We start from the raw sequence: 15,296 nt of genomic DNA, 5'->3' as shown, positions 1-15,296 counted from the left end.
CGAGGCTACGGCTTCGGGGCTCGTTCCTCGCCCAGCGCCTCCGCACCTCGAAGAGCGCGGGGGGTTCGCGCGTCAGAGAGCGTGACCGATCGGTCGCATCGGGCGACGAGGCCCTGGTCGTGGGTGATCACCAGGACGGGGAGGCCCTCGGAGGCGGCCCAGACGTCGTCGATGAGGGCGGCGGCGGTGGCGTGGTCGAGGTGCTCGGTGGGTTCGTCGAGGATCAGCAGGTCGCGCGGGCCGGAGAGGATCCTGGCCAGGGCCAAGCGGCGGCGCTCGCCGCCGCTGAGCGTCGATCCGGCCTCGCCGATCAGGCGATCCAGGGGGAGGTCGAGGCCGGCGCGGTGCAGTGCCTGGCGGACCTCGTCGTCGGTGGCGTCCTTGTTGCCGATCCGCACGTTCTCGGCGACCGAGGTGGCGAAGATGTGCGCGTCCTGGGCGAGGTAGCCGACGCGGCCCGCGCGCTCGAGCCGGCCGGTGAGCGGCGGGATGAGGCCCATGATGGTGGCCGCGATGGTGGTCTTGCCGACGCCGGAGGGGCCCACCAGTGCGACCCGCTCGCCCGGAGACACGCGCAGTGTGACGTCGTGCTGCACGGGCGCGCCGCCGGGCCAGCCGACGGTGACGTCATCGAGTTCGAGAGCGGGGGCGCCGTCGCCGGGCACCGCGTCGCCCTCGCCGATCGACGGCGCGGCCAGCTCGTCGGCGATGCGCCCCAGGGCGGCTCGCGAGCGGGTATAGGTCTGGGCGCCCTGGGTGAAGGCGGCGAAGGTCTCGTGCAGGGCGAGCGGGGTGAGCACCAGGACGGCGAAGAAGCGTGGGTCGATGTCGCCCGCGGCGAGGGCCGGACCGCCGATCGCCAGGGCGGCCACCACGGCCACGCCTGCCGCGACGATCTGGCCCGCCGTGGCGATGCCCCGCACCCACGCGGCCTTCTCCTCGTGGGTGCGCAGTTGATCATCGACGGTGAGGAGCCGGTTCAGCGCCTCGGCCTCGGCCCCGTTGGCCACCAGGTCGGCGCCCACGCGGGTGAGTTCGCGCACCTCGTCGGAGAGCCGGCCGCGGGCGTCGATCGTGGCCTCGTCGGCGCGCAGCGACGCGCGCTGCGCCCACCAGGGGAGCAGCACCCCGCCGAGGATCGCGGTGGCCAGCAACACCAGGGCGGAGGGCAGATTGATCAGGCTGAGCAGGACGGTGGTGGTGGCGATCACCAGCGTCGCGGAGGCGATCGGGATGATCACTCGCACCACCAGATCCTGGATGGCCTCCACGTCGGCGACGACGCGGGTGAGCAGGTCGCCGCGACGACGTCCGATCAGCGTGGTGCTCGCGAGCTTGTCGTAGACCTTTAGTCGCAGGGCGCCCTGCATGCGCAGAGCGAGGTCGTGGCCCACCAGGCGCTCCACATAGCGGAATACGCCCCGGGAAATGCCGAAGAACCGCACGCCGACAGCCGGGGCCTGGAGGTAGAGGACAGGCGGGAAGAGCGCGGCCCAGGAGAGCAGGAAGGCGGAGACGCCCATCAGCGCGACTGAAGCGGCCGACGCGGCGAAGGCCAGCAGCACCGCCCCGAGCAGACGCCACCGGCCTCTGGGGATGGAGTCCAGCAGCGCCCGGGTGAAGGAGAATGTGCGCCTCAGGGACCGCCCTTCGAGACGACGCCCGCTGGTTGTGTGTTTATCTTGCGCTTGCCCGGACAGGCGGGCGTCCCTCAGGGATCCGTGGTTGGGTGTGGCGTCGTCGCTGGGCTCGGCGTGGGTTGTGCCGTGTGAGTGGGTCTTTTCCCCGGATCCCTGAGGGATGGCCGCCCTCTCTGTCTGGGGTGAGGCTGCCGGTGAAGTAGCGGACATCGTCTCGAAGGGCGGTCCCTGAGGGATGGCCGCCCGTTCTGTCTGGGGTGGGGTTGCCGGTGAAGTAGCGGACATCGTCTCGAAGGGCGACACAACCCGGTCGGCGGCGGCGAGGACGGCGGGACGGTGGGTGACGATCAGGGCGCCGGCGCCGGAGGAGCGCACGGCGTCGATCACGGTGGCCTCGGTGTCGGCGTCGAGGCCGGCGGTGGGTTCGTCGAGCAGCAGGATGGTGGCGTCGGTGGTGCGGATGCGCAGCAGCGCCCGGGCCAGGGCGACACGGCGACGCTCGCCGGCCGACAGGCCCTCCGCCTCATCGCCGACGGGCTTGGTCGCGTCAAAGCCGGCGCCGGTGTCGCGCAGGGCCTCGGCGATGGCCTCGGCGGAGGCGCCGGGGCTGCCGAGAGCGACGTTGTCGCCGACAGTGCCGTTGACCATGCCCGGCTCCTGCCCCACCCACGCCAGGTGCTGTCGCCAGGAAGCGGGGTCGATCTGGGCCAGGTCCACACCGTCGACGGTGACCCGGCCTGCCGTCGGTCGGAGGTAGCCCGCCAGCAGCGCCAGGATCGTGGATTTGCCGGCACCCGATGGCCCGGCCAGAGCCACCACCTCGCCGGGGGTGAGGGTCAGCGAGAACCCGCTCACGGCGTCGGTCGTGGAACCGGGGTAGCGGTAGGCGACGTCGTGCAGAGCGACGCCGACCGTGCCGGGTTCCTGCCGCCGGTTACGGTGGGTCCTTTCGAGGCTCGGCCGCGGGCGGCCTCGCTCCTCAAGGAGCGTGGTGGGGGCAGCGTCGATGATGGCGAAGGCGGCGTCGGCGGCGGCGACGCCGTCGGCGGAGTCGTGGAAGTGGACTCCCACCTGGCGTACGGGCAGAAAGGCTTCGGGGGCGAGGATCAGCACGAACAGCGCGGTGGTGAAGTCGACGTGTCCGTAGACGACGCGGAAACCGATGGTGACCGCGACCACGGCCACCGACAACGTCGCCAGCAGCTCCAGCGCGAGGCTGGAGATGAAGGAGATCCGCAGCGTGCGCATGGTGGCCGAGCGATGCGCCTCCTCGCCCAGCTCCACTCCTCGTCGTTGGGCCCGAGCTCGGGCGAAGGCCTGCAGCGTGGGCAGGCCGGCGATCAGGTCGGCGAAGTGGTTGGCCAGTCGCTCGGCCTGGGCGAAGCTCTTCGCGGTGGCCGCCTGCGTGGTCCAGCCGATCAACGCCATGAAGATCGGGATCAGCGGCAGTGTGAAGGCGATGATGATCGCCGACGGCCAGTCGGCCAGCAGCACGGCCGCCCCGACGATGAACGGCACCGTGGCCGCCAGGCCCAGCTGGGGGAGGTACTTGGAGAAATAGCCGTCCAGTGCGTCCAAGCCCTGCGTGACGACCCGCATCACCGTCGCCGACGGCGCTCCACCGATGGGAGTGGCCAGCCGGGCGGCCATCACGTCGCGTCGCAGCTCCGACTTCACGGCGGCCGCCGAGCGATGCGCCAGCCAGGCGTTCAGCCAGGCCAGTCCGCCGCGGGCGGCGAAGACCCCCAGCAGAAGCAGCAGTGAGACCGTCCACCCCGGCGGCAGCGCCGCGGTGTCGAAGACGGTGGTGATGGCGTCGGCGATCAGCTTGGCCTGTGCGATCAGCAGGCCGGCGGTGAGCGCCCCGACGAGCACAGAGGCGACCAGGTAGTTCCTGGTCGCCCCTGCGCGTCTGATCAATCGGGGATGAACGGGGCCTGGCATCGGCTCCAGTCTCTCCTACCTGACAAGGTCTTCCTATCCGCCTATCCGCGTCTAGTGGACGGCATGAGCCTCGTCTGGGATGTTCTTGGTGCTGAGGCGCTTGCGGAACACCCAGTAGCTCCACGCCTGGTAGCCCAGCACGATCGGCACGAACACCAGGGCGGCCCACGACATGATGGTGAGGGTGGTGTCCGACGAGGCGGCCGACAGGACGGTCAGGCGCTCGCCGACGGCCACGGCCTCGTCCTGAGCGAAGCCCAGGTTGCCGAACATGCGCAGGAAGGTGCCGATGAACAGCGTCGCGATGGACAGGCCCGTGAAGACGAAGGCCCAGCCATCGCGGCCGCGGCCGACCATCAGCACTCCGGCCAGCAGCGCGACCACCGACACGATGCCCACGATCCACGCGAAGAGGCTGAGATCGCCGAACTCCGAGGTGGCGGGCCAGAAGACGTTCTGCGACACCACGAAGATCGCCAGCAGGATGATGCTCACCCCGCCGGACTTCACACCGAAGGCCTTGGCCCGGTCGTGGATCTCGCCCTTGGTCTTCAGCGCGATGAACGCGGCACCGTGGGTGAGGAAGATCGCCACCAGCAGCACGCCGCCCAGCAGCGCGAACGGGCTGAACAGCCCGAAGAAACTGCCGTTGAACAGCAGGCCGTCGTTGGGCAGCCCGATCACGAAGTTGGCGAAGCCCACGCCGAACACCAGAGTGGTGATGAAGGAACCCCAGGTGGCGAACGCGTCGAGCATCCGCTTGTACTGCGACGTGTGGTGCTTCGAGCGGTACTCGAAGGCCACGCCGCGCAGGATCAGCCCCACCAGCACCAGCAGCAGCGGCAGATAGAGCGCCGAGAACAACGACGCGTACCAGCCGGGGAAGGCCGCGAACATCGCACCGCCCGCCGTCAGCAGCCACACCTCGTTGCCGTCCCAGGTGGGGCCGATGGTGTTGACGACGACCCGGCGGTCCTTGTCGGTCTTGCCGAGCACGGGGATCAGCATGGCGACGCCGAAGTCGAAGCCCTCGAGGAAGAAGAAGCCGATCCAGAGCACGGCCACCAGCAGGAACCACAGCGTGGGCAGGAACGGGACGGAGACGGTTTCAAGAAGAAGATGCATTGGTCGTCGCCTCTCAGTACGCGAAGGTCAGCGGGGCGTCGGGATCTTCGAGCACCACGGGTTCCTCGACCTCTGGGAGGCCGGCCTTCAGGTACTTCATGAACAGCCACACCTCGAGCACGGCGAGGGCGCCGTAGAGGAGGGTGTAGACAATCAGCGAGGTCAGCATCTCGCCGGCCGTCACCGACGGCGAGATACCGGCGGCGGTGGGCATCACGCCCGCCACCAGCCAGGGCTGACGGCCCATCTCGGTGAAGATCCAGCCGAAGGAGTTGGCGAACAGCGGGCCGAGGGGCACCACCCACATCAGTCCGGTCCACCACCAGGCCGGCCTGACGGCGGCCGTCGACTTCTCGTTGCGCAAGCGGAGCAGGATCAGGGCGGCCACAGCCATGCCGGCCATGCCGAGGCCGATCATGATCCGGAACGACCAGTAGGAGACCACCACCGGCGGCACGTAGTCGATCTGAGCGAACGCCTGAGCCATGTCGGGGCTGAGCTGCCCGTCGTTGATTGCTTGGGCGATCTGCTCCTGCAGCGGCAGGCGGGTGCCGTCGTTGCGGCTGAACCCGTTGGCCTTGTACTCGGCCTCCAGGTCGTTGAAGCCGTGCACATGGTCGTGGCCGGAGAGCATGCTCAGCAGACCCGGAACCTTGAGGGCGAACACCTCGCTACGGCCGTCGAGGGTGCCGACGGTCAGGATCGAGAACGGGGCGTTGTCGGTGGACTCGAACAGACCCTCCGCGGCCGCCATCTTCATGGGCTGCACCTCGGTCATCACCTTCGACTGCATGTCGCCGGAGACGAACACACCCACCGACGCGATCAGCAGCACCCAGGCGCCGAGCTTCGCGGCCCAACGCCAGGTGGCGCGCTCCTCCGCGCCCTTCTCCGCCGAGAGTTCGCCGCTCGCGATGCGCTTGTTCGTCTTGGCCAGATGCCACGTGCTGACGCCGGCGACGACGCCGCCGCCCACCATGTAGGCGGCGGTGATGGTGTGGATGAAGGTGGCGATGAACACCGGGTTGGAGAGCAGCGCGAGGAAGCCGGACACGCCGTCGAGCTCCGCGCGGCCGTTCTCGAAGCTGAGCACCGAGCCGACGGGGTTCTGCATCCACGAGTTCGCGGCCAGGATGAAGCTCGCCGACAGGATGGTTCCGATCGCCGCGAGGTAGATCGCCGCGAGATGCACCTTCTTGGGCAGCCTGTCCCATCCGAAGATCCACAGTCCGATGAAGGTGGACTCCAGGAAGAACGCCAGCAGCGCCTCGAGCGCCAACGGGGCGCCGAAGATATCACCAACGAATCGTGAATATTCGCTCCAGTTCATTCCGAACTGGAACTCCTGGACGATTCCGGTGACCACGCCCAGCGCGAAATTAATGAGGAAGAGCTTGCCGAAGAACTTGGTGAGTTGGAGGTATCGCTGCTTGCCAGTGCGCACCCAGGCGGTCTGGATGATCGCCACCAGCATCGACATCGCGATGGTGATAGGTACGAACAAATAGTGGTAGACCGTGGTAATCCCGAATTGCCACCGGCCTATTGCGACAGGGTCCATGCCGCGACAGTACTACGTCGCGTCGGGCCCTTCCAACGGATGCGGCCGTGCCTCTTGGATTCGGGCGTGATGGCGCCGCTCGGAGCGGCCTCCGGAAGGCTCTACTACGTCGGGGCGGACAAATCCACCCAGGCAGTAGGCGAACCTCACTAGGATGTCCGCATGACGACCAGGGGTGAGCTCGAGAAGCGCGTGATGGAAGTGCTGTGGCAGGCCGACGCGCCGCAAACCGTTGCCGACGTGCACGCCGAGCTCAACCTGGAACGGGAGCTGGCCTACACCACCGTGATGACGGTGCTCGACAGGTTGGCGAAGAAGCATCGGGTCACCCGCACCATGGCGGGCCGGGCGTGGCAGTACGTGCCCAGCACTCCCCGGGCCACCTACGTCGCCAGCCGCATGCTGGCGTCCCTCAGTGAGCTGAGCCCAGAAGATCGTGCCGAGGCGCTGCGGCAGTTCTTCGTGGTTCTCCCCGCCGACGATCGCGCGCTGCTGGGCGACGCGCCGGCGACGGCTTAGCCACCGTCAGCCCCCTGGCGCTCGTCGAGCAAGAAGCGCTTCTGGTCGACGGTGAGCGCCAGATCGGCGGCGAACCAGCGTCGCGCCGCCGCCAGGTCGTTCTTGGCCTCCGCGTGGGCCGCCTCCGAGGTATCGCCGTAGCTCATCCGCGCGGCCTCCTCGCGCACCAGCAGACTGGTGGTGTTCGCCTTGTCCACCAGCTCCGTCGTGTCGTCGAGGGAGGCCTGCAAGGACTCCGTGGACATCGTCGCCGCGAGCCCGGCCCGCTGCTCGGCCACGTCGTAGCCGGGCTCCGGCCAGCGCAGGCCCATGCCGCTCATCGCGCGGGTCAGGATCTCCGTGATCGCGAGCCGCGGGTACCACTTCTTGTCCGCCGGCAGCACGTGCCACGGCGCGTACTCGGTGGAGGTGAGACGGAACACGTCGGCGTAGGCCTCCTGGTAGGCGTCCCACTTGGAGCGCGTCGGGAGGTCGGACATCGAGTACTTCCAGCGCTTGTCGGGCCGGTCCAGCCGCTCCATCAGACGTCGGCCCTGTTCCTCGTAGGAGACCATCATGGCGAACTTCAGCACCACGATGCCCGCATCGACCAGGCCCTTCTCGAAGGCGTTGATCTCGTCGTAGCGTGCCCGCCACACCTCGTCGGGAACCAACTTGTCGACGCGTGCCACCAGCACGTCCTCGTAGTGCGAGCGATCGAACAAGCCGATCTTGCCGTAGGGCGGCAGCGCCTGGTGGATCCGCCACAGGAAGTGGTGGGAGCGCTCCTCGGCGCTCGGCGGACCGAAGCTACGCAGCGCCACGCCCTGCGGATCGACCATGCCCATGACGTGTCGGGCGACGCCTCCCTTGCCGGCGGTGTCCAGCCCCTGCACGACGCAGAGCACCGCCCGACGGCCACCGCTGCGCCCCTCGGCGTACATCCGTTCCTGAAGCTCGGCCAGCAGCTCTCCGCGTTCGGCCATCAGTCGTTCCGCGGACTTCTTCTTGCCCGCCCAGCCGGGCGTGCTGCCGCGGTCCATGGCGGCCAGGTCGAAGTCGGGGGTGGCCCGCAGCGCTATGCGGGGATCGGCGGCCCAGTCGTCTTTCATGGCAGCGCCCTTCCGGTCGGTGATGGAGATCTCCCTCCCGTTCCTACCAGGTCAGACTGGCGAGAAGACACGCTCGTGCAGAATTTTCCGCCGAGAGGTCTGGTTTTCGGGAGGGTCGGGGAGTAGCGTGAACAACGTCCTATCCGATGACCGAAAGGAGACCGCATGGCTTTAGGAGACGAGTTGAAGGCAAAGGCCGAACAAGCGGTTGGTGAGGTCAAGGAAGGCGTCGGAGACGCCGTCGGTGACGATCAACTGAAGGCCGAAGGCAAGGCAGACCAGATTTCCGGCGCCATCAAGGAGAAGCTCCAAGGTGCCGCTGACAAGGTCAAAGATGCCGCCGAGGCCGCATCGGACAAACTGGAAGACGCCGTTGAAGGCATCAAGGACAAGTTCACCAAGGGCTGAGTCCACAGTTGACCGAGTTCGGTCTTAGAAACCAACGGGCCGGGACGATATTGTCCCGGCCCGTTGTGCGTCCTGACGCTACGCGATCTTGGCCTTGGCGGTTGTGGACAACGTGTTGTAGGCCTTGTCGCCGGCATAGCGCACCGTGAATGTGTGATTGCCCTTCTTGAGCTTTGACAGGCTCACCGTGGCCTTGCCGCTCTTGAGTGCGACGGTCTTGATCAGCTTCGTGCCGTCGTAGATCTTCACTTTCGCCGTCACCGACTTCGCTGCCGTTCCGGGCAGCGTGAGGGTCGTGGTGAGCTTGGCCTTGCCCTTGGAGCCCGGCTTGGCGGTGAGCGCGATCTTCGGGGTGGCTTTGCCCACCTTGACCGTCTTCGACGTCACCTTCTGGGTCTTCGTGCCGCTCTTGGAGGCGGTGACCCGGATGCTGAGCTTCTTGGCCGCGTCTGCCGGAGTGGCGGTGTAGGTGGACTTGGTGGCGCCCTTGATGGTCTTGCCGTCGCGCAGCCACTGGTAGCTCACCTTGTAGGCGGACTTCCATGAGCCGAGTTTGGCCGTTAGCGTGCCGCCGACTTTCACTGACTTCCCGATGGTCGGGGTGGTCACCTTCGGTGCGGGCTTGGCCGAGGGGGTCGGCGTCACGCTGGGAGTGACCGTCTGGGTCGGTGTCGGGGTGACCGTCGGAGCTGCGGTCGGCGTGGGAGACGCGGTCGGCGTCGGAGACGAAGTGGGGCTGGGCGTCGGCGAGGGTGCGGGCGACGCGATCTCGTCGTTCCTCACCGCGAAGACGTATCGGCCGAGTTGGTCCGAGTCGCGTCGAGAGGTGGTCAGCGCGTGGGGGCCGCCGTCCAGTAAAGCTCCGCTGGTCTGCGAGCCGGGGAGTTGGAGGAAGGTGCCGGCGACGCCGGTGCCCGCGGAGAAGCCCGCCACGGCGGCTGAACTCGACGATGAGCCGGAGTCCCACTGAATCTGGTCGTAGTTGAAGGTGATGTCGAAATCTCCCGTCGCCCGCCCGGACGAACCGGTGCGCGTCGTGAGGATCAACTGGAAGGTGTTGTTCCTCCCCGACGACTGGGCGCCGTTGTAGGGCTCGACGTCGGCCCAGGTCGCGCAGAAGCGGGTGCCATCCGAGGAGACGCCGTAGGTGACCACGTCGGACTCGAAGACATCGCGGGTGTCCACGTCGGCGAGGAACGGGGCGATGATCGGGACAGAGGACTGTGCCAGCGGCGCCGAGGCGACTCCGGACAGGGGCGCGTCGAAGCTGACGTTGCCGTTGTTGTTCACGTACAACCGGTCATGACTCTTCCCGAAGAAGCTCACGGGGAAGGGCAGGACGATCGGGCCGCTGGAGTCGTCGTCGGAGGGGAGGAGCTGGTTGGCGAAGCAGAAGTCGAGTTTCTGGCCGGCTCGGGTTCCGAGCGTCGATGCGCGCGCGGTCAGCGCCAGATCCTTGCCGCTGATGCTCGTGCCCCGGGCGATGGTGAAGCTGTTCTGGGCGTTCGGCCGTGCGGAGAGCCCGGCGCCGTTTCCGAGGAAGCCGACGTTGTGCCGAGCGCCCGTCGCCTGCAGGGTGTAGGTGCCGTCGGGGACTCTGCGCAGGCGGTAGGCGCCGGCTGCGTCGGTCGTGGAGCGTTGGCCGGTGTCGAACCAGGTCTGCTCGTCGGCGTCCCAGACGTACAGTTGGACGGTAGCGGCCTCCAGCGGGCCGGACGGGCCGGTGACCGTGCCGGTGATGCTGTTCGCCTGCGGTGGGGTGATGGGCGCGGGGACGAAGGAGCCCGCAGAGACCACGACGCTGTTGCTCGACGTGGGACCGGAGGGCGGCGTCGTGGATCCACCGAGGAAGTATGCGCCGCCGACACGAATCGTGTACGTGCCTTCGGGGAGCTGGCGACGGTAGGCGCCGTCGTCGTCGGTATAGGCCTCGTCCTGCCACAGCCAACTGTTGCTCTGCGTGCTCCAGAGCAAGAACTCCAGGTACTCGCCGACCACCGGGTTCCCGTCGTCGAGCACGGTGCCGGCGATGCCGCCGGGGTGGGGAAGTCTCAGGTCGGGGAGTCGTCCGTACGGCGGGTTGGTGGCGGTGAATGCCACCGTGCTGTCGTCGTCGGCATGAAGCGTGCCGCCGAGGAAGCGCGGCGCGTGGTCCTCCGCCCATGCCCGGACGGTGTAGGCGTCGTCGTAGATCTGGTCGAAGCTGTATCTGCCGGCGGCGTCGGTCAGAACGTGTTCGCCCGTGTAGAACCAGCCCTCGGCGTCGTCGTCCCAATGGAACAGTTCGACCTGAGCGTTGCTCAGTGGGCCGTCCGGGCCGGTGATTCTGCCCGTCACCGTCGCCTGGTAGGCGTGGGCGGGTGTGACAAAGCTCAGCAGCAGCGCCAAGGCGGCGACGAGCGCCATTGTCGTTCGTTTCAGCATCAGGAGTCCCTCTAGGCCGACGTGGTACGCGGCGGAGACCGCCGCACATGGCTACCCACACCGGCGCCGTGGCGCCGTCCCCTGATTTCCCCTGCAAGAAGAGTACGCAGAACGGGCGCCAGAGAGAAGCCAGGAACGCCGCGGAACCTGTTCACGCCGCGAGGGCTCCCACCTTGTGTGGTAGAAGCCCTCGCGGTCGGGTGTAGAGAACGGAGCTACTCGATGGCTCCCGCGAACTGCGACTGGTAAAGGTCGTAGTAGGCGCCCTTGGCCTCGAGCAGCTCGTGGTGCGATCCCTGTTCGACGATGCTGCCCTGGTTCATCACCAGGATCAGGTCGGCGTCGCGGATGGTGGAGAGCCGGTGGGCGATCACGAACGACGTGCGCCCGGTGCGCAGCGCCGACATGGCCTTCTGCAGCAGTAGCTCGGTGCGGGTATCGACGGAGCTGGTGGCCTCGTCGAGGATCAGCAGCGACGGGTCGGAAAGGAAGGCCCTTGCGATCGTGATCAGCTGCTTCTCGCCCGCCGAGATGTTCGAGCCCTCCTCATCGATGACGGTGTCGTAGCCGTCCGGAAGCGAGTGCACGAAACGATCGACGAAGGTCGCGCGGGCGGCCTCCATGATCTCCTCCTCGGAGGCGCCGAGCTTGCCGTAGGCGATGTTGTCGCGGATCGTGCCGCCGAACAGCCACGTGTCCTGCAGCACCATGCCGATGTTGCCGCGCACCTCGCCGCGCGATACCGACGCGATGTCGACGCCGTCGAGCGTGATCCGGCCGCCGCCCAGGTCGTAGAAGCGCATGATCAGGTTGACCAGCGTCGTCTTGCCCGCGCCGGTGGGACCGACGATGGCGACGGTGCTGCCCGGCTTGGCGGTGAGGTTCAGGCCCTCGATCAGCGGCTGGTCGGGGGAGTAGGAGAAGTCGACGTCCTCGAACGCGATCTCGCCCTGCAGATCGGCGGGCAGCGTGCCCTTGGGCTCGTCGGTCATCTCTTCAGCGTCGAGCAGCTCGAACACCCGCTCGGCCGAGGCGACGCCCGACTGCAGCAGGTTGGCCATCGACGCCACCTGGGTGAGCGGCTGGGTGAACTGGCGCGAGTACTGGATGAAGGCCTGCACGTCGCCGAGGTTCATCTGCCCGGACGCCACGCGCAGGCCGCCGACGACGGCGATCACCACGTAGTTCAGGTTCCCCACCAGGAACATCACCGGCATGATGATGCCCGAGATGAACTGGGCGCCGAAGCCGGCCCGGTAGAGATCCTCGTTCTTGGCGGCGAACGCCGCCTCCACCTCGCGCTGGCGGCCGAACACCTTGACCAGGGCATGGCCGGTGTAGGCCTCCTCGATCACGGCGTTCAGTTCGCCCGTCGACTTCCAGTTCTGCGCGAACAGGGTCTGCGAGCGCTTGCCGATCATGGAGACGAAGATCATGGCGATCGGCACGCTGACCAGCGCGACGACAGCCAGCAGCGGCGAGATCCAGAACATCATGATCAGCACGCCGATCAGCAGCAGCAACGAGTTCAGCAGCTGCGAGAGCGTCTGCTGCAGCGACTGCGACACGTTGTCGATGTCGTTGGTGACGCGGCTCAGCAGCTCGCCGCGGGCCTGCTTGTCGAAGTAGGACAGCGGGAGCCGGTCGAGCTTCGCGGAGACCTGCTGGCGCCACTGGTACACCGTGCGCTGCACTGCGGTGTTGAGCACCCAGCCCTGGGCGTAGCTGAGCGCGAACGACGCCAGGTACAGCGCCAGGACGCTCAGCAGTACGACGCCGATGGCGTGGAAGTCCATGCCCTGGCCTGGCACGAAGTCGAGCCGGCGCAGAATGTCGGCCATCTGCGTCTCGCCGGCGGCGACCATTCCCTCGATCACCTGATCCTTGGTGAGCCCGGGCGCCAGGTCGCGGCCGAACCAGCCGGCCATCATCAGGTCGGTCGCGCGGCCCAGCATCTTCGGGCCGACGACGCCGAGCGCCACCGAGATGATGCCGAAGACGATGGCGACGGTCACCCGGGTGCGCTGCGGGCGCAGCGTCCGGATCAGGCGACGCACGGACACGCCGAAGTTGGCCGCCTTCTCGGGGGAGGGCTCCGCGCCCGGCCCGTGTCCCCGTCGGGCGGGGGCGTGTTCGGGCCGCTCGTTGGCCTTCACCGGGACGGTGCCGTCGGCCTTGGTGACGGTCGCGTCGGTGGTGGTGTCGTCGGTGGTGGGAGTCTCGCTCATGCCGCCTCCTCGATGCTCAGCTGGGAGGTGACGATCTCCCGGTAGGTGTCGTTGCTGGCCAATAGTTCTTCGTGGGTGCCGCGGCCGACGATCTCGCCGTCCTCCAGCACCAGGATGAGGTCGGCCTCGGTGATGGTGGAGACGCGCTGCGCCACCACGAGCACCGCGGCGTCAGCCGTTTCCGGACGCAGTGCGGCGCGCAGCCGGGCGTCGGTGGCCACGTCGAGGGCGGAGAAGGAGTCGTCGAAGACGTAGACCTCGGGCTTCTTGACGAGCGCCCGCGCGATGGCCAGGCGCTGGCGCTGGCCACCGGAGACGTTGGTGCCGCCCTGCGCGATGTGCGAGTCGAGCTGGTCGTCCATGTCGGAGACGAAGTCGCGCGCCTGGGCGATGGCCAGGGCCTCCCAGAGTTCGGCCTCGTCGGCGTCGGGCTTGCCGTAGCGAAGGTTGCTCGCCACGGTGCCGGTGAACAGGTACGGCCGCTGGGGCACGATCGCGATGCGCGCCCAGAGCTCGTCGGGCTCGAGGTCGCGGACATCGACCCCGTCGACGATCACCGAGCCCTCGGTGGCGTCGAACAGGCGGGGAATCAGGTTGACCAGGGTGGACTTGCCCGAGCCGGTCGAGCCGATCACGGCCGTCGTGGTGCCGGGCGTGAGCTCGAAGCTCAGATTCTTCAGCACCGGGTATTCGGCGCCGGGGTAGGAGAAGCTGACGTTGTCGAAGACGACGTGGCCGTGAGTGCGGCCCGGCTGCACCGGCGTGGCGGGCGGCGCCACCGACGACTCGGTGTCGAGCACCTCCATCACGCGCTCGGCGCAGACGGCGGCGCGGGGCGCCATCATCATCAGGAACGTCGTCATCATCACCGAGATCAGGATCTGCACCAGGTAGGCGAGGAACGCGGTGAGCTGGCCCACCTGGATGTCGTTCGACTCGATCCGGTGGGCCCCGAACCACATCACGCCGACGCTGGAGAGGTTCATCACCAGCCCGACGAACGGGAACAGGAGGGCCATCAGCTTTCCGACCTCGGTGCTGGTCCACACCAGATCGGAGTTGGTGCGTTCGAAGCGCTCGGCCTCATGCGGCTCGCGCACGAAAGCGCGCACCACCCGGATGCCGGTGATCTGCTCGCGCAGCACCCGGTTGAGCTCGTCGATGCGGTTCTGCATCTGCTGGTAGAGCTTGCCCATCCGGGGGAAGAGCAAGCCGATGCCCACGCCCAGCAGGACGACGGCGGCGAGGATCGTCCACGACAGGCCGGCGTCCTCCTTGAGGGCCATGAACACGCCGCCCACCATGGTGATCGGGGCGCCGACCAGCATGATGCACGTCATCAGCACCAGCGTCTGCACCTGCATCACGTCGTTGGTGCTGCGCGTGATCAGCGACGGGGCGCCGAACTGGTTCAGCTCCTTCGTCGAGAACGACAGCGCCCGGGTGAAGATGCCGGCACGCATGTCGCGCCCGAGCACCATCGCGAGGTTGGCGGCGGCCCAGACCGTGCCGATCTGGGCGGCGGCCTGCACGGCCGACAGGGCCAGCATGATGCCGCCGGCGCCCCAGATGTAGTCGGTGTCGCCCAGCGCGACGCCCTGATCGATGATGCGGGCGTTCATGGTGGGCAGGTAGAGCGACATGACCGTCGCGATCACCTGCAGCACCACGACGATGGCCAACAGCCACCAGTAGGGGCGCAGGTAGCGGCCGATCAACCGCAGCAGTGAGCGAATCACAGGGTTTCCTTCCGCAACGCCCCGTTGAGGGCGAAGTCGATGAGCTCGTCGCGGCTGATGGCCACGATCTGCGGGGTGAATTGGGTCTCGAGGCCGACGGTGAGCAGTTCGAGCAGCTTGGCGAACTGGCCGGGAGCGAGGGCGAGTTCGGCCTGGTGCGGCGCGAACTTCGACTCGAGGAAGGCGAACAGCTCGCCTTGGCGCTGCGTCATCTCGTCGCGGGCGCAGCGCATGATCACGTGGTCGCCCCTCGAATGTCCGAGGTGGATCAGCGTCTTGACCGTGTTGACGTAGGACGACATCAGCTCGACGGCGGCCAGGCAGTCGTCGCGGAGCTCGCCCGTGAATCGTGCCGCGGCCATGGTGCGCCGCAGGCGATCGGGGGAGAGCACCTCCATCACGGTGGCCTGCAGCACGTCGTCGAGGGAGTCGAAGGCCCGGAAGACGGTGCCCTCGGCGATGCCCGCTGCCTCGGCGATCTGTCTGGAGGTGAGGCTATGGCCGTGTTCCCGCAGGAGGGGAATCGTCGCCTCGACGATGGCCGCCCTGCGCTGTTCCCTGGGTAGTGGAGCCGCACGAGTCACGTCGCCCCACTCTAGTGAGTGAACACTCACTCC

10 protein-coding genes and 1 pseudogene are annotated in these 15,296 nt (G+C 67.8%); 2 read left to right on the top strand and 9 right to left on the bottom strand.

Translation table 11 applies throughout. The features are described from left to right. Window positions 1–5: 5 nt before the first annotated feature. The 4 genes and pseudogenes from cydC to P0D62_RS02845 form a co-directional block, all read right to left on the bottom strand. The gene (cydC, locus tag P0D62_RS02860; RefSeq protein WP_275701232.1) at window positions 6–1,640 is read right to left on the bottom strand and encodes a thiol reductant ABC exporter subunit CydC; all 1,635 of its coding nucleotides are present in this window, start codon (window positions 1,638–1,640) and stop codon (window positions 6–8) included. A gap of 300 nt (window positions 1,641–1,940) precedes the next feature. Further along, a pseudogene (gene cydD, locus P0D62_RS02855) lies at window positions 1,941–3,584 on the bottom strand (thiol reductant ABC exporter subunit CydD); the annotation flags it as partial. A 51-nt stretch (window positions 3,585–3,635) separates the two neighbouring features. Next, window positions 3,636–4,709: a cytochrome d ubiquinol oxidase subunit II gene (gene cydB, locus P0D62_RS02850; RefSeq protein WP_275701109.1), complete on the bottom strand. Its 1,074-nt coding sequence runs from the start codon at window positions 4,707–4,709 to the stop codon at window positions 3,636–3,638. A gap of 13 nt (window positions 4,710–4,722) precedes the next feature. Then, window positions 4,723–6,270, bottom strand: coding sequence for a cytochrome ubiquinol oxidase subunit I (locus P0D62_RS02845; RefSeq protein ID WP_275701108.1), 1,548 nt, complete (start codon window positions 6,268–6,270; stop codon window positions 4,723–4,725). A 162-nt stretch (window positions 6,271–6,432) separates the two neighbouring features. On the opposite strand from P0D62_RS02845, the gene P0D62_RS02840 reads away from it, so the two are divergent. Next, complete coding sequence (locus P0D62_RS02840; protein WP_275701107.1) at window positions 6,433–6,789, top strand: BlaI/MecI/CopY family transcriptional regulator; 357 nt, start codon at window positions 6,433–6,435, stop codon at window positions 6,787–6,789. Here the strand turns inward: P0D62_RS02840 and P0D62_RS02835 are convergent. After that, window positions 6,786–7,880: a PPK2 family polyphosphate kinase gene (locus tag P0D62_RS02835; RefSeq protein WP_275701106.1), complete on the bottom strand. Its 1,095-nt coding sequence runs from the start codon at window positions 7,878–7,880 to the stop codon at window positions 6,786–6,788. The two genes, P0D62_RS02840 and P0D62_RS02835, sit on opposite strands and share 4 nt — an antisense overlap. 165 nt (window positions 7,881–8,045) lie before the next feature. Here P0D62_RS02835 and P0D62_RS02830 point away from each other — a divergent pair, with 165 nt between their 5' ends. Beyond that, entirely contained in the window at window positions 8,046–8,288 is a 243-nt protein-coding gene (locus P0D62_RS02830; RefSeq protein ID WP_275701105.1) for a CsbD family protein, read from the top strand. A gap of 78 nt (window positions 8,289–8,366) precedes the next feature. Here P0D62_RS02830 and P0D62_RS02825 read toward each other — a convergent pair whose 3' ends face one another. The 4 genes from P0D62_RS02825 to P0D62_RS02810 form a co-directional block, all read right to left on the bottom strand. Continuing rightward, window positions 8,367–10,712, bottom strand: a complete 2,346-nt coding sequence (locus P0D62_RS02825; RefSeq protein ID WP_275701104.1) for a carboxypeptidase regulatory-like domain-containing protein — start codon at window positions 10,710–10,712, stop codon at window positions 8,367–8,369. 215 nt (window positions 10,713–10,927) lie between these two features. Then, window positions 10,928–12,940: an ABC transporter ATP-binding protein gene (locus P0D62_RS02820; RefSeq protein ID WP_275701103.1), complete on the bottom strand. Its 2,013-nt coding sequence runs from the start codon at window positions 12,938–12,940 to the stop codon at window positions 10,928–10,930. Next, window positions 12,937–14,679 carry an ABC transporter ATP-binding protein gene (locus P0D62_RS02815; RefSeq protein ID WP_275701102.1) on the bottom strand — a complete coding sequence of 581 codons (1,743 nt, stop codon included), beginning with the start codon at window positions 14,677–14,679 and terminating at the stop codon, window positions 12,937–12,939. The genes P0D62_RS02820 and P0D62_RS02815 overlap by 4 nt, the downstream gene beginning before the upstream one ends. After that, a complete protein-coding gene (locus P0D62_RS02810; RefSeq protein WP_275701101.1) occupies window positions 14,676–15,263 on the bottom strand; it encodes a TetR/AcrR family transcriptional regulator in 588 nt (195 codons plus the stop codon). The genes P0D62_RS02815 and P0D62_RS02810 overlap by 4 nt, the downstream gene beginning before the upstream one ends. Between the last annotated feature and the right edge of the window lie 33 nt (window positions 15,264–15,296).

This window comes from Tessaracoccus caeni, from assembly GCF_029211185.1.
Taxonomy (GTDB): Bacteria; Actinomycetota; Actinomycetes; order Propionibacteriales; family Propionibacteriaceae; genus Arachnia; species Arachnia caeni.
This window is presented reverse-complemented; position numbering and strand designations above follow the sequence as displayed.